The sequence below is a fragment of the Segatella sp. genome, assembly GCF_977051555.1.
Map to the genome: position 1 here is coordinate 68,633 of NZ_CDRSSE010000002.1, position 15,022 is coordinate 83,654.

General features: G+C 42.6%; 14 protein-coding genes and 1 pseudogene. 10 read left to right on the top strand and 5 right to left on the bottom strand.

What is annotated here, in order from left to right; translation table 11 throughout:
- Positions 1 to 466: 466 nt before the first annotated feature.
- The 7 genes from ACWJAO_RS00895 (at position 467) to ACWJAO_RS00925 (ending at position 4,756) form a co-directional block, all read left to right on the top strand.
- Positions 467 to 1,675: a radical SAM peptide maturase, CXXX-repeat target family gene (locus ACWJAO_RS00895; RefSeq protein WP_449138924.1), complete on the top strand. Its 1,209-nt coding sequence runs from the start codon at positions 467 to 469 to the stop codon at positions 1,673 to 1,675.
- On the top strand, positions 1,672 to 2,646 hold the full coding sequence (locus tag ACWJAO_RS00900; protein WP_449138925.1) for a CXXX repeat peptide maturase: 975 nt from the start codon (positions 1,672 to 1,674) through the stop codon (positions 2,644 to 2,646). The genes ACWJAO_RS00895 and ACWJAO_RS00900 overlap by 4 nt, the downstream gene beginning before the upstream one ends.
- A 33-nt stretch (positions 2,647 to 2,679) precedes the next feature.
- Complete coding sequence (locus ACWJAO_RS00905; protein WP_449138926.1) at positions 2,680 to 2,955, top strand: CXXX repeat peptide modification system protein; 276 nt, start codon at positions 2,680 to 2,682, stop codon at positions 2,953 to 2,955.
- Positions 2,956 to 2,992: 37 nt separating this feature from the next.
- Positions 2,993 to 3,241: a Sec-independent protein translocase subunit TatA/TatB gene (locus ACWJAO_RS00910; RefSeq protein ID WP_287801985.1), complete on the top strand. Its 249-nt coding sequence runs from the start codon at positions 2,993 to 2,995 to the stop codon at positions 3,239 to 3,241.
- The gene (gene tatC / locus ACWJAO_RS00915; RefSeq protein ID WP_449138927.1) at positions 3,231 to 4,016 is read left to right on the top strand and encodes a twin-arginine translocase subunit TatC; all 786 of its coding nucleotides are present in this window, start codon (positions 3,231 to 3,233) and stop codon (positions 4,014 to 4,016) included. Before ACWJAO_RS00910 ends, tatC begins: the two co-directional genes overlap by 11 nt.
- 181 nt (positions 4,017 to 4,197) lie before the next feature.
- On the top strand, positions 4,198 to 4,425 hold the full coding sequence (locus ACWJAO_RS00920) for a DUF3791 domain-containing protein (RefSeq protein ID WP_449138928.1): 228 nt from the start codon (positions 4,198 to 4,200) through the stop codon (positions 4,423 to 4,425).
- Positions 4,426 to 4,549: 124 nt separating this feature from the next.
- Positions 4,550 to 4,756, top strand: a complete 207-nt coding sequence (locus ACWJAO_RS00925) for a DUF3791 domain-containing protein (RefSeq protein ID WP_317605967.1) — start codon at positions 4,550 to 4,552, stop codon at positions 4,754 to 4,756.
- 434 nt (positions 4,757 to 5,190) lie between these two features.
- On the opposite strand, the gene ACWJAO_RS00930 is transcribed toward ACWJAO_RS00925, so the two are convergent.
- From ACWJAO_RS00930 to ACWJAO_RS00940, 3 genes are all read right to left on the bottom strand, one after another.
- Positions 5,191 to 5,319, bottom strand: coding sequence for a hypothetical protein (locus ACWJAO_RS00930; RefSeq protein ID WP_254949479.1), 129 nt, complete (start codon positions 5,317 to 5,319; stop codon positions 5,191 to 5,193).
- A 28-nt stretch (positions 5,320 to 5,347) separates the two neighbouring features.
- On the bottom strand, positions 5,348 to 6,766 hold the full coding sequence (locus ACWJAO_RS00935; RefSeq protein WP_449138929.1) for an AAA family ATPase: 1,419 nt from the start codon (positions 6,764 to 6,766) through the stop codon (positions 5,348 to 5,350).
- 239 nt (positions 6,767 to 7,005) lie between these two features.
- Positions 7,006 to 8,622 carry a DUF6377 domain-containing protein gene (locus ACWJAO_RS00940; RefSeq protein ID WP_449138930.1) on the bottom strand — a complete coding sequence of 539 codons (1,617 nt, stop codon included), beginning with the start codon at positions 8,620 to 8,622 and terminating at the stop codon, positions 7,006 to 7,008.
- Positions 8,623 to 8,956: 334 nt separating this feature from the next.
- On the opposite strand from ACWJAO_RS00940, the gene ACWJAO_RS00945 reads away from it, so the two are divergent.
- The 3 genes and pseudogenes from ACWJAO_RS00945 to ACWJAO_RS00955 all read left to right on the top strand — a co-directional run.
- Positions 8,957 to 11,161, top strand: a complete 2,205-nt coding sequence (locus ACWJAO_RS00945; protein WP_449138952.1) for an alpha-galactosidase — start codon at positions 8,957 to 8,959, stop codon at positions 11,159 to 11,161.
- Between the two features lie 284 nt (positions 11,162 to 11,445).
- Entirely contained in the window at positions 11,446 to 11,697 is a 252-nt protein-coding gene (locus ACWJAO_RS00950) for an AAA family ATPase (protein WP_203055297.1), read from the top strand.
- A 289-nt stretch (positions 11,698 to 11,986) separates the two neighbouring features.
- Positions 11,987 to 12,232, top strand: a pseudogene (locus tag ACWJAO_RS00955) (IS982 family transposase); the annotation flags it as partial.
- 95 nt (positions 12,233 to 12,327) lie between these two features.
- Here ACWJAO_RS00955 and ACWJAO_RS00960 read toward each other — a convergent pair.
- Complete coding sequence (locus ACWJAO_RS00960; protein WP_287828555.1) at positions 12,328 to 14,154, bottom strand: sugar-binding domain-containing protein; 1,827 nt, start codon at positions 14,152 to 14,154, stop codon at positions 12,328 to 12,330.
- A 29-nt stretch (positions 14,155 to 14,183) separates the two neighbouring features.
- The gene (locus ACWJAO_RS00965; RefSeq protein WP_373690186.1) at positions 14,184 to 14,942 is read right to left on the bottom strand and encodes a glycerophosphodiester phosphodiesterase family protein; all 759 of its coding nucleotides are present in this window, start codon (positions 14,940 to 14,942) and stop codon (positions 14,184 to 14,186) included.
- Positions 14,943 to 15,022 lie beyond the last annotated feature (80 nt).

Below are 15,022 nucleotides of genomic sequence, written 5' to 3' on the forward strand. Positions count from 1 at the left end.
TCAAAAAGGCAATTAAGACCTCATTGCCAATCCTCGGAGTTTTGGCTTTGCCAACAGGACTGTTTTCTTCATGTAGTTCTTCTGATGATGGATTGTATGATGACGAGGAGGATGGTGGTGGCTCTTCCTCAGGTGGTGGAGGATGTGGAGGTTCTTGCACTTCTCATTGTATGAACGAATGTCGAGGGGTGGCCACTACTTCGATTCCTGCAAGTTGCAAAACGAGTTGTCAAGCAGCTTGTGTTAGTACTTGTAAGTCAACTTGCATAAGTTCAGCAAAATCACATTCTTCTTCTGGATGTGGTGGAGGATGTTCTGGCATATGCACAGGCTCTTGTGGTAATAGCAGTTGTGCTGGTCAATGTAAGGGGAGTTGTGGCTCTGGGTGCTCTGGTAAGTGCTCTAATGCTTGCCAATATGCTTGCTCTAAAACTTGTCGTACAAATTGTACAGGAAGGGTTCATTAATGGCTAGCATAAAGAAAAATGCTGAAGCTTGGCAAGATGGCATGGCCAAGAATATCACCTTCATTGTCACCAAGGACTGCCAACTCGCTTGCAAATACTGCTACCTCGTAGGTAAGAACTCGAAAGAGCGAATGACCTGGGAGGTAGCTAAGGCTGCTATAGACTATATCCTCGATCATGAGGATGATATGAAAGAGGAAAGTGTCATTTGGGACTTTATCGGCGGTGAGCCTTTCTTGGAGATAGATTTGATAGATAAGATATGCGATTATCTCAAAGTGGAGATGTACCGTAGAAACCACCATTGGTTCAATTCCTATCGCTTTTCCTTCTCCACTAATGGCATCAACTATGGCTCGGAGAAAGTGCAGAACTTTATCAAGAAGAATCGAGAACATCTGAGTATTGGTATTACCATTGATGGAACCAAGCGCAAGCACGACCTCAACCGTATTTGGAAAACCAAGGAGATGGAGCAAGGTATCCAGCCAAAGCCTGAGGATGAGAAAGGCTCATACGAGGATGTGGTGAAAAACATTCCTTTGTGGTTGGAGCAATTCCCTGGGGCAGGTACGAAGGTGACGATTAGTAGTGCTGACATTCCTTATATCAAGGAGAGCGTGCTGCATCTCTATAGTCTTGGCATCCACGAGGTGAACATCAACTGTGTGTTTGAGGAAGTTTGGAAAGATGGGGATGATGCACTCTTCGAGGAACAGCTAACCAGTCTTGCGGATGCCATCATTGATGGTGGCTATTATCAAGACTATGCTTGCTCGTTCTTCTCAGAGCACATGGGCAAACCGATGGATTGTCAACTGCAAAATCAAAATTGGTGTGGTGCAGGCATGATGCTTGCTGTGGATGCAGAAGGCAACTTCTATCCTTGTACTCGATTTGCCCAATATTCACTTCGTAGCAAGAAGGCTTGGATTATCGGAAACATCCATGATGGAATCGACAAGAATAAGCTTCGTCCTTTCTTGACCTTGGATAGATGTACGCAATCTACCCAAGAGTGCATCGACTGTGAGGTGGCAGAGGGCTGTGCTTGGTGCCAAGGTGAAAACTATGATGCTGCCGACACGCCTACCATCTATCAGCGAGCCACCGCCATTTGCAAGATGCACAAGGCTCGTGTGCGTGCCAACAACTATTATTGGAATAAACTCTATCGTAAACTCGAAAAGGAAGGAGGTGCAGAATGATACAATATCTCGTGATATTACTGGATGATACATCTGTTTCTTTCTGCCATTATCAAGATGATAAGAAAGAACGGAATCTGATGCCGTTTGAAACCTTGAAAGCTGGCATCGTCTATGCGATGAAGGAGAATCTGAACATTCAGTTCGTTTATCCCAGCTATTCTTTGCCAAAGGATTACTTGGAGGTGATAGATTGTATCGACCATACGGACATCAAGCCTGCTAGCCTTGGGGATGAGGCTGATGTGGTGGTGATTGATGGCATCAATCAAGTTCCTAGTGCAAATGACAATGATTTTAAGCAGGGTGTATCATACGTACTGAGGCTCTCTAAGCATGAACTATTCGAAAAAATAGCTAATGTTAGTGCTTTGTTAAATAAGGTGGAGCGATTGAATGTGGTGATTACTGATGTTGAAACTTTCAAGGATGCTGATTTCGAATGTTATTCGGAAGTGCTTAGAATGCTTTTAGAAGAAGTGGAGAAACTGTATGTCGCAGGCAAGGTTGTTCAGTTGAATCTCTTGACCGACCGCATGATGCTCGACAAGATGAATAACTGTGGTGCAGGTGATACGAGTATCACCTTGGCTCCTGATGGTAAGTTCTATGTTTGTCCAGCTTTCTATCTTACAGATGAAGATGATGGAATGGGGGCGTTGCATACTTCCATTGGAGATGTGAAGCATGGATTGGACATCAAAAATCCACAGTTGTATAAACTCGACCATGCTCCGCTATGTCGTCGTTGTGATGCCTATCAATGCAAGCGTTGTATTTGGCTAAACCATAAGATGACTTACGAGGTGAACACCCCAAGCCACGAGCAATGCGTGATGGCTCACTTGGAACGTAATGCCAGCCGAGATTTGCTGAATGCAATCCGTAAACATGGCGCATTCTTGCCTGAGCAAGAGGAAATCAAGGAGATAACTTACCTAGATCCTTTTGAGGTGAGAAAAGAATGGTAAGGAAATATGTGTATTTTTTAACAAGATAATAGTATGGCAACTAGAAAAGTAGTGGGGCAGGTTACCCCAGAAGAGAAGAATGAAATCCAAATGTTATTTGAGCGTCGCAATGGCTTGAATGAACTGGCTAAGATTTTGACAGCAGACAATGCTGAGTTGTATGAGAAGTTGGTGAAAGACCTTGGTGAGACTGGGACAAAGTTTCAAGCTTGGTGGGACAGAATGGGTGCCAAGTATCAATGGGAGAGCGTTGAAGGTGGCAACTGGGAAATCAACTTTGATACTTGTGAGATTTATTTGGTTGCATAAGAATTGTGGCAGGTAATAATTCTAAAAGATTAGGCATATGATAAATTTAGTGTTAATGATAGGTACATCGGAGTTGCTGCTTATTGCAGCTTTAGTACTCTTGCTTTTTGGTGGTAAGAAATTGCCAGAGATGATGAAGGGCTTGGGGCAAGGTGTGCGTAGTTTCAAGGATGGGATGAAGGAGGTAACGGATTTGGATGAAGGCGTTCCTGCTTCTGAAACATCCCAAAATGCTTCTGATAAGAAAGAATCTTCCAACGAACAAGTAGAGAATAATGGAAAATAATCAGAATGATAATCTGATGACATTCGGAGAGCATCTTGAGGTATTCCGCAAGATGCTCTTTCGCATCATTGGTATTACGGTATGCTTAGCTGTCATTATTTTCTGTGCAAAGGATGTTACGTTCCGTTTGTTGTTGAGTCCAAGTGATAATCACTTCATAACTTATCGCCTAATAGAGGAGGGTTTTGCAAGATTGGGGATCGATTTTCATTTTGATTCATACTCAATACAGTTGATAAATACAGAGTTGACTAGCCAATTTATGGTTCATATGTCAACATCTGTATATTTGGCATTGCTTCTTGTGTCTCCTTATATTATGATAGAATTGTATCGCTACATTGCACCTGCGCTGTATGAGAATGAGCGCCGATACTCCGTGTCGGTGGCAATAGCTATATACTTATTGTTTATATTGGGAGTGTTAATGAGTTATTTTATATTGTTTCCATTCTCTTTGCGCTTTTTAGGTACGTATCAAGTGTCGACGAGTGTGGTTAATCAAATCAATTTAGATTCGTATATTTCTACCTTTGTTACTTTGACATTGATGATGGGATTGGTATTCCAACTGCCTGTCTTGTCTTTCTTCTTAGCTAAGATGGGGATATTGGAGGCTGGTTTTATGAAGCAATATCGCCGTCATGCATTTGTGTTGATAGGTATTGTTGCAGCAGTGATAACTCCTCCGGATTTATTCACATGTTTTATGGTAATGATGCCAATGTATGGACTTTATGAACTAAGTATATTGATTGTTGGACGAGTAAACTGACGGCTGTGCTTAGGAGGCAAGGCTTTTCTATCACTTGAAACAAAGAAGCTTTGTTTAACCTCTGTAAAATCAGGAAGCCAAAGAAAGTTCGTTTTTTCGTTTAAAAAGTTGCAGATAAAAATTGTATTTCCAAAAGAAAGTAGTATCTTTGCATCATCGTTTAATATAAAACATAAATATTATGGGTACAGCAGAAACTCAACAGGCATTGGCTTTTGTAGCGATGTGTGTCGATCTTACTGCAAAGGCAGAAGGATGCAGTAGGCAAGAAATGTACTTGCGGATGAAAAAAGTTGGACTGATACATGGTCTTACCACAAGGCTTGATGCCCTTCATACACAGAGTAAAGATTATGTTGTAGCAGCTTTGCAAACTGCCCTTCATCGTCTGGAAACAGCAAATAATTAATAACTATGCGTACGGTTTTTCATGGTGCAACTCGAATAGTGGACTAGCCGATTATATCTGCGGAGCCGTTAAACGATTTAGCAAGAAAGGAGGTAAAGTCATGTTAAGAGATTCACAGCTTTGGATGAAGATAGGTAGAATATGTACATTGTTGGCAAAGCGATTGGATATTTCTCCAGAAAGAGCGTTTGATATTTTTCAAATGAGTAAGACCAACGAACTGCTCCATGATGAACGTTCTTTGCTCTATCTGATGAGTGATTTGTATATTGTTGATGATGTGATTATGGAATTACAATCAGCTGATGGACCTCACAGAATTTATAAGTAGAATTCTTCTAATTTGGAATTCTACGACTATGGCTACTGTATTTGAGGCGTTTGCTGCCATAGTTGTTCTACTAAGATTTTGTTGTTGTACAACTACAAGGTGTAAGGTTGTACGACTATAGGGGGTAAGGTTGTACAACTATAGGGTGTAAAGTTGTACAACTATAAGGTGTGTTGTTGTACAACAATAAGGTGTTGTCACTATAGTCAGCAGATGTGCTGACTGCAGTCGACAGACCTGCTGACTAGGCTCAGCAGAGCTGCTGAGCCTAGTGGCAAACTCCGAGAAGCAGTATTCTCTTACCCAAGAAACTGTCTCCGCTAACTCAAGAAGCTATCTCCGTTAACCCGAGATTCAGTATCCGTAAGCTTAAGCAACCACATTCTCTTACTAAAGCAACCACATTTTCTGGCTTGTTAAAGCAGTTAGGGAATCTACATATCCATAGTGTAGTTGTGGAGATATTCCCAAGCATCGTTCAAATCACGCAAAGGGAGGCGCTCTTTTACGAGTTTTATCTTTAATGCCTTGCAGAATGCTTTCAGAACAGATTCTGTTGCCATCTCCTCCAACTTAATATAGTTAGGACGCTTAGAGAACAAACAAGTCGTCCATTGTTACTACCGACTGAACATCCCAGGCATAAGGATTGTCGCATAATCCCATGGTCGTAATCATTGTAAGATGCACGGCTTTTTCGGTACCAGTCTCTTGGATGAAGCGCTCTCGCTTGTTTTGTAAACTCGCATCTATCGTATTAGTTATCTGAAATGGAGCCTTGGAGTATTTGATTTCACAGAGATTGATGACATCATCGTTCCTGTCTATCAGCAAGTCGATTTGTGCTCCCGGCTTTTCCTTGTTCCCAGCTACACTCCAAGAATAAACCGTGGTGATAACGCCTTGAATGCCAAGCTTTGCCTTGATTTGCTCCACATGTTGTAGGCATACTCGTTCAAAAGCCAAACCGCACCACGTATTGTACTCGGGTTTGCCGGTAATCTTGGTCCAATATTGTGCATCATTGATATAGCTGTCCTTGATAAACTTATAATAAAATAAGGTGTAATTATCCATTAGCTGGAACAAGGCATTCTTGGCTTTCATTCCGATGCAATTATATTTTCGGATAAATCCGCAATATTCCAAGTTCTCTAAGTATTCCGTCAATTTGCCATTGTCGGTCAACTTGGTTGCTTGTAAGATTTCTGTTCGGGTCATTCCAACTTTCTTGGTTGCCAAAGCATCTACTATCGAGAGATAAGGCTTAGGCTGTTTGAACAAAGAGTCGTATAAGTCATCAAACTCGTGACGAAGATTGCCATCTTCTGAGAAAAACAACTGGTTGATGTTCTGTGCCAGACTCATTCCCGGTTTCAGTTGAGACCAATAAAACGGAACACCTCCCATGATCATATAGCCTTCTAAAACCTGTCGGCGATTGAAGCGCAGTCCCATTTCTTCGGAATAGAGTTCGCATTCCCTTAAGCAAAACGGTTTCAGATGAATACGGACAGACACACGGTTGTGCAATCCACCATGATTTTTTATCACCTTATTGATAATCCATGAGGTAGCACTGCCGCAAACGATGAGGAGAATATCCTTGCGGGCGGAAGCCCATCCATTCCAGAAATGTTCCAAAGCCGAAAGAAAATTGGAGCGTGGAGAATCCATCCATGGCATCTCGTCGATGAACACTACTTTCTTGGGGATAGTAGATTGTGCCAACAGTTGCCCCAACCTGTCAAAAGCATCATACCAATCTTTTAACTTCGACTGTTTCTGTTTGCTATATGATGTGAGTGAACGGTTGAACTCTGCCAATTGTATGCGATTGGTCTCATTTGCCAATCCTGTATGATAAAAGGCAAAGTCATTGTTGAAGGCCTCCCTTACCAGGAAAGTCTTTCCCACTCGTCTGCGCCCATATATGGCAACAAACTTCGACTCATCTGCAATCAATGCTTGATGAAGTGTCTTCAGTTCTTCTTTTCTACCTATTAACATAGTTCAAATAGTTATATTTCTGGGGCAAATATACGAAAAAATAGTGAGATAACGTGCGGAATCTATCTTTTTTAGATACATTCCGCACGTTTAAAGTATATTTTTAACGTTTGTTGCTATAAAAAGTAAAGAAAAGAGTATGCGGAATAGCCCAAATATGAAGCGATATCTAAGAAAATGTGCTTTAAACGTGCGGAATGTGTCTTTTTTAAGCACATTCCGCACGTTTAAAACACATTTTAGCCTATCACATTGCATAGTCGGTTGATGGCTGCATCAAAAGTGGTGAGGTCTTTGGCTCGCTTTCTGATGGCTGCCTTGTAATTATAGATGGTTTGCGTAGAATAGAACAGGAGGGTGGCCAGTTCCTGACCATCCGTAATTCCCAGTCGCATCAGTGCATAGATACGCAGTTCCTTGGTGAGACTGTTAGGGGCAGGGAGAACTATTTGCTTTTCTGGCAACAGCAGTTGGTTGAACTCTTCCACGAAATTCGGATACAAGTCAATGAATGCCTTGTCGAAGCGAATATTGAAGTTGGCTGCCTCTTCTTCTGCCAGCTTGTAGCTGTTGGTGGCAGTCAGAAGATCGGCAGTTTGCTTTGCCTTGATTTTGCGGCTTACCAATTTGCGATAATCATCCAGTTTCTTGATATATACGGCACTGATGTCCATAAATAAATGCATATAGGTCTCTCTTCGCTTATTGGTGTTGAGCAGCTTCTGGTTCAGTTCGTCCAAGAGTGTATTTTGGCTTTTTATCTCCCTACGGCTCTTGGCTAGACGCTTGTTCATCTTGAATGCAAAGAAAGCCATGGCAAGGAATCCTAGCGACAGGATACTCACGATGACGAGAGAGGCTGTTACGATGCGGTTCTTGCGTACTTCTGCCTGATGGTTCGTTTCTGTGATAAGGGGAAGTATGCGGGAAATCTCAACCATGCGGAGACGGTTGTTGTAGAATTGGGCATCCTCCATGGAGCAATAGATGTATTTGGCAACCCTCTTTGCATAGGAGGCATCCTTATGATATAGATAGGTGGAAAGTTCCTGAAGGGCCAGATTCTCCTTCAGGGGACATATCTGGTCTGAGATGGCTGCTTCTACAATATACTTTTCGTATAAATCCTTTTGGTCGGTATCATAATAATAGCGGGCTATGCAATAAGCCGATGAGGCATGCACACGGCTGTTCAGGGGACTGGCAGAAAGCGCCTTCATGTAGAACTGAAGCATCTTTTTGCTTGTACGCTGCTTAAGATATTCAAACTCTCCTGACAGATAGTAATAAAGAGCGGATTCCTTGTTGCCGATATGCTCAAGAGTCTTGCCTAAATAAAAACGTTTCTTGGCTGCCAATCCTTCTTGAAACTCCGACTTGTTGCAGAAAGTTTCCCAGTAGTTATATACCCAAGTCAAGGTATAATAATAGTATTGCAATAACTTAGGTGACATTTTCTCCACATCCATTGTGAGCATTAAGTCTTCTGCCTGGCTGTAGAAACCGCCTGTTGACAGTACTGCCGCACGATTGATTTTATTCAGGTTGATGAAATAATCATCCTGAAGTTGTACTGCCAGCTGGTAGCCCTTCTTGGCGTATGTCATGGCAGAGTCGTAACGGTAGGTATAATACTCCCTGTAGATTTGGTTATAGAGCCTAAGCTGGCTGCGCTTGTCGGAAGTCATGTATAGTTGCTTTTTGAGTCTTAGCAGTTTCGCTTCTTTTCTTTGGGTAAACTTGCTTCGCTGAGCGATGTAACTGTCTAAACGATGGAACAGCTGTTCCTCGTTTAAGGAAGAAGCATTTGCCAGTAATGGCATAAACATCATTAAGAACCACAATACTACTTTCATAACTATTTAATTGTTATTGTTACTATCTGATAGGCTATAAGAAAGCCTTATAATTGTATTTACTGCAAAGATACTACATTTATTTTTCTTTTTAACATCTACTCTATTAAAAAGTATTAATATCTTTGATGTCTTGATTATTAGTGGCCTATGAACTTAATAAACCTAGTATTTATCTACTCGTAACCTACACATGATGTCAATGTTTGAAAAATCTCCTTAACTTTGCAACTGCAATCGAATCGCATTCGGTAGCAAGTGAAATCATGTACAACTAAGAATAAACAACTGTAAGATTTGTAAGATTATGAACTTAAGAATCCGTACATTCTCTATGGAACGTAAAAAACAAAGAACAACGAAAAAGGTATTTATGATTATCGCAGCGATGTGCATGACATCTATTATGGCATCTGCTCAAAAGACCATCAGAGTGTCAACCGACAAGACCGACCTCGTGATGCAGGTTTCTCCTAAGGGTCGCCTCTACCAAGTGTATCTGGGTGACAAGTTGAAGAATCCTTCAGATTACAATCATCTGAAGTGGGATGTATATGCGGCTTCTGATGGTTCCGTCTGCCAGCGAGGTCATGAGGTCTATGCAACCTCTGGTGCTGAAGATTTCTTTGAGCCGGCAGTGGCAGTGACCCATGCAGATGGTAATATGACTACCTATTTGTATTATCAGTCTTCTGAAGAAAAGGCTATCAGTGGAGGTGTTGAGACCATCATCACGCTTAAGGACAAGGTGTATCCGCTGACCGTGAAACTCCACTATGCAGCTTATCCTAAGGAGAACGTCATCAAGGCATGGAGCGAAATCTCTCATAAGGAGAAAGCTCCGGTTACGCTTTGGAGATATAGCTCAACAATGCTTTATTTCAAGGCAAACAAGTATTTCGTTACCAATTATCATAGCGATTGGGCTAAGGAAGGACAGCCTGAGACTTGTCAGTTGACTGCTGGTAAGAAAATTGTTGATACCAAGTTGGGTACCCGTGCAGCCATGCAGGAGGAGCCTTTCTTTGAACTGGGATTCGATGAGCCTGCCAAGGAGAATGAGGGCAAGGTGATGCTTGGAACCATCGGATGGCCTGGCAACTTCCGCTTTACCTTCGAGGTAGATAACGTGGGAGCCCTTCGTGTTATCCCTGCCATCAATCCATACGCCTCTAACTATAAGCTGAAGGCTGGTGAGACGTTCACTACCCCTGAGTTTATCTTTGCCATGAGCGATAATGGTATCGGTGAGGCTTCCCGTAATTTACACAATTGGGCTCGCCAGTATCAGGTAAACATGGGTATGGAAGATCGCCTTACGCTCTTGAACAACTGGGAGAATACCGGCTTCGACTTCAACCAGAAGAGTCTTGCAGAGTTGATGAAGGATGCCAAGGACCTGGGTGTAGATATGTTCTTGCTTGATGATGGTTGGTTTGCCAACAAGTATCCTCGCAAGGACGACCATGCAGGTCTCGGCGACTGGGAGGCTACCAAGAGCAAGCTGCCTGATGGAATCCCTGGATTGGTAAAAGATGCCAAGAAGGCTGGTGTAAAGTTTGGTATTTGGATTGAGCCTGAGATGGTGAATCCTAAGAGTGAACTCTTCGAGAAGCATCCTGACTGGGTCATCATGCAGCCAAAGCGTGATACCTATTATTACCGCAACCAGCTGGTACTTGATATCAGTAATCCTAAGGTACAGGATTATGTGTTCGGCATCGTGGATCGCATCATGACAGAGAATCCGGATGTGGCTTACTTCAAGTGGGACTGCAACAGTGTGATTACCAATATCTATTCTCCATATCATAAGGAGAATCAGGGTAATTTCTATATCGATCATGTGCGTGGTATCTACAAGGTGCTTACCCGTATTCATAACAAGTATCCTAAGTTGCCGATGATGCTCTGCTCTGGCGGTGGCGGCAGAATGGATTACGAGATGCTGAAGTATTTCACTGAGTTCTGGTGTTCAGACGATACGGATCCATACGAGCGCCTCTACATCCAGTGGAGCCTGTCAAAGTTCTTCCCAGCCAAGACCATGGGTTCGCATGTAACCAATTGGAACAAGAATACCAGTGTGAAGTTCCGCACCGATGTTTGCAGTTCATGTAAGTTGGGCTTTGATATCGACCTCAAGTCGCTTTCTGGTGATGACTACAAGTTTGTGCAGAATGCTGTTAAGAACTACGATAGCATGAAGCCTATGATTCTTGAGGGCGACCAGTATCGCCTGGTTTCTCCTTACGAAGGCAACCACTGTGCCATTAACTATGTAAGTAAGGACAAGCAGCGTGCCGTTCTCTTTGCTTACGACTTGCATCCACGCTACAAGGAGCCTGTGATGAATGTGAAGATGCAGGGATTGGATGCCGATAAGGTTTATACCGTAAAGGAAACCAATCTGATGCCTGGAAAGGAATCTGATTTGGAGTTCAATGGCAAGCAGTACAGTGGTGACTATCTGATGAAGGTCGGCTTGAATGTATTCGGTCAGACAGATGGAACGAGCCACGTATTGGTATTAGAATAAAGTATCTCTGTAAGAATCAGATAATAAAGAAGTTAATCAAGACTGGTTTAATCTTATGCATAAACCAGTCTTGATTTTATTTGTTTTATAGTATGTCATCTGCCCGTTATCGCATGGCTGGGGCAATAATACATTCTGGTATTTCTAAAAAGTTTAGACTTTTATGGATTCAATTCCTTAAAAGTTATGCTTTTTATGGAATTAATTCCATAAAAGTGTTGTTTTGTTTGGATTTCCCAACGAAAGTATGTACTTTTGCACCATCTTAACAATGAAATAAAAAAATGATTAATAGATATTTAGAGTCAATTATAGGAGGTAGAATGGGACAAGGCAAGGCAATAGTCTTATTTGGAGCACGTCAAGTAGGCAAGACTACTATGCTGAAAAACTTGCTGGCAAGGCGTGACGACGTGCTGTGGCTTAATGGCGATGAGCTGGATGTGCGCAACTTGTTTGAGAACGTTTCATCTACAATGCTAAAGACGATAATAGGCAAGAAGTCTGTGGTGGTGATAGATGAAAGGATTCACTAATTTCTTGTTGCCTAGTTTCATGCGCCATTACATATTTTATGTAACAACTTTTTTGTAATGGCAAAGATACGGCTTTTTTCTGAATAGAACAAATAAAAAGCCCAGAAAGTATATACTGGGCTAAGAAATGATATAAACTTCTCTATGTTTGTCTGATGTTCCCTTGGCGATTTTATATCTTATTTGTCAGGATGCGCCATGAGGTACAACTCCTTTTGTCGCTCTATCTCTCTTCTTAGGTCTTCCTTATTTGGCAAGTAGAGCTTGTATTGTATGCTCGGCATGAGCATTGTCTAATGGGTGCAAGTCCCTAGTAAGCCCTAATAGCGGGAATTACCTAGCCAAAGGAAAGGGTGTCTTTCTGTTGTTTCACTTCGGGAGTTATCGTAATTTCAAGCATTATTATCTCTCATTTATAAAGCTTGTATTGAAGAAAGAGTTTCCAACAGCTGTATCATACAATCGCTTTGTGGAGTTGGAAGGAAGAGTTTTCTTCCAGATGATGTTCTTCCTGAACTTGCAGGCTTTTGGAAGATGAACTGGGGTAAAAACTAAACATGAAGAGTATATTAAGACGAAAAGGGAAGGCTTATGAGTTCAAGCCTTCCCTTCCTTCCACTAAGAAAAACATTATTGATTGAATAGATGACAGATTTCTTGATTTACTTTTCTTACTCTATCTTCTTCCACCTTAATCACTTTACGGTCGTATGTCATTAAGCCATTCACTTCTCCTTCCACATCCGTGGTCTGGGTATAGACGGCAGCAGAAAAACCTGTGTGAGCCAATTTCTTAAGCTTTTCGGCATACTTCACGTACTCGTCGGTAACTTCCTTTGCATTCTTGAACTGAACATATCCCCAGTTCTTGTCTGCTTGCCAAAGATGCCCTTTGATAGGTAAGCCAATGCCTCCATATTCTCCTAGAACTGTAGGCCTTTCTCCATCGGCTAGATACATTTCAGGACCTGGGTAGTTGTGAAGGTCGAGCATATCACCTGTATGATAGAAATTACCACCACTGGCAGGATTCACCAAACGAGAAGAATCATATTTCTTGGTCCATTCTGCTATTTCGATAGTCTTAAACTGTCCCCATGCTTCATTAAAAGGAACCCATGTAACGATAGAAGGGTAAGAGCGCAGACAATCTATGATTTCTTTCCATTCCTTCTTGTAGTTTGCTTCTGATTCAGCTGAACGTATTAGTTCTGAACCATTGAAATACTGGTGATTCTGCCATTGAGGTGATTTGTCTCCACTAGGCATGTCTTGCCAAACCAAGATTCCTAATTGGTCGCAATAGGTGTACCAGCGTGCTGGTTCTACCTTCACATGCTTGCGAATCATATTGAAACCGAAGTCTTTGGCTTTTTGTATGTCATAGCGGAGTGCCTCATCCGTAGGCGCTGTATATAAACCGTCAGGCCACCATCCTTGATCCAATGGACCAAACTGGAAATAATCCTTGTTGTTCAGCTGTAAACGAACGATGCCATTACCATCTCTTTGGGTTGAAATCTTTCGCATGGCAGCATAACTCTTTATTTTGTCTTGCAATTTACCGCCACTGAATAGTTTTACCTCCACATCATATAGCGAAGGAGATTCTGGCGACCATAGCTTAGGATTCTCAATGGCGATATCTACAGGTTGACCTACAGCACCTTTGGCATTGGCAACAACGGTGTTTCCGTCTTTGACCTGAATGTCAACAAGGTCTCCCCAAGTAGTTCCTTCCGTAGCAACATGAACGGTCAACTTTTGAGAGTCAATGTCTGGAGTTGATTCGATATGGGTGATATGCTTGTTGTTGACAGGCTCCATCCATACGGTTTGCCAGATACCAGTAACAGGGGTGTACCAGATGCCATTAGGATTTGCATTTTGCTTTCCTACAGGTTGGTAACCATCCGTTGTCGGGTCCCACACTTTTACCACCAGCTTCTGATTTCCCGGCTTGAGATAATGTGTGATGTCGAAACAGAATGGAGTATATCCACCCGTATGTGAGCCGATTTTAATGTCATTCAGATAGACCTCAGTCTTCCAATCGACTGCTCCAAAATGCAGCAATACCGTCTTGCCCTTCCAAGATGATGGAACCGTAAACGTGCGCTTATACCAGAGTTCCTTATCTTTGCCAACTTGCTTTTGTACACCAGATAGACTTGATTCCACGGCAAAAGGGACTAAAATCTTGCCCTCAAAGGCTTGTGGCTCTTTTTGTCCGATTGGTTGGATGGCGTATTCCCAAAGTCCATTTAAGTTAGCCCAGTTGGAGCGTTCCATGATAGGGCGGGGATATTCGGGCAACACATGGTTGGGATCCAAGGTCTCAGCCCATTTTGTCTTGATCTTGTCTCCTGCAGGTTTCCACGGAGAGTTGGGAGCTTTGGCAGTGGCGGTCAAGCTCATCAAAGCTAAAAATAGCCAGATTAATGCGTTCTTTTTCATTTCAATGTTTTTATTTTCATTGTATCAGTCTATTTATTGACAACTTTCAGGGCTTCGGCGGGCAGGTCGGTTGTGAGGAAGTCGGCACGTCCGTCAAACTCCCTCATGACGTCAGTGTTCCTCACGGTCCAAACGTTGACTTTCATACCCAGCCTGTGGCACTCGTCAATCCACTCGGGGTGCTTGCGCAGCACGTCATAGTGATAGTCAAGTCCGGCGCAGCCCAGTTCTTTAAGCTGTGAGGGTGTCATTTCACCGTTCAGATAATAGACGGGAGTGCCCTTGGGTGCATTTTTCAGCAGCGTGCGCAGTGCGTTTGCCGAGAAAGTTATGTACTCCACACGGTTCTGCAGCTTCATCCGTTCCACCATTTTTACAATTTTTTCGGCTGCAAGGTCCTCGCGTTCAGGTGTTGAATGGTGTTTCAGCTCGAGTATCAGTTTCAGCGTTGTGTGCTTTTTGGCAGCCTTCAAAAATGCCTCAAGAGTAGGAACATGCTCTCCATTCTTCAGTTTCTGCGCCGTGAGGGTCTTTGCATCGGTCTGCTCAATCATGTAAGGATCAATCTTAGGGTCGTGGTTTACAATCAGGTGATTGTCCTTCGTAATCCACACGTCAAACTCCGAGCCGTAACAGCCGATGGAGTCAGCCTTCAGCAGAGCCGTTATGCTGTTTTGGGCAGAGCCTTCCGTCTTCCAGTAACCACGGTGTGCAATGACCCGTGTCTGTGCCTGTGCGCTGCAAAACACCATGAGCGTCACGGCAAGAATCATTAATCTGTTTTTCATTTTTATAAAGTTGTTTTTTAAAGTTTTACTCCTTTTACAGATGCCAAATATACTTCTATTTTGCAAAACCCATTGTTTTC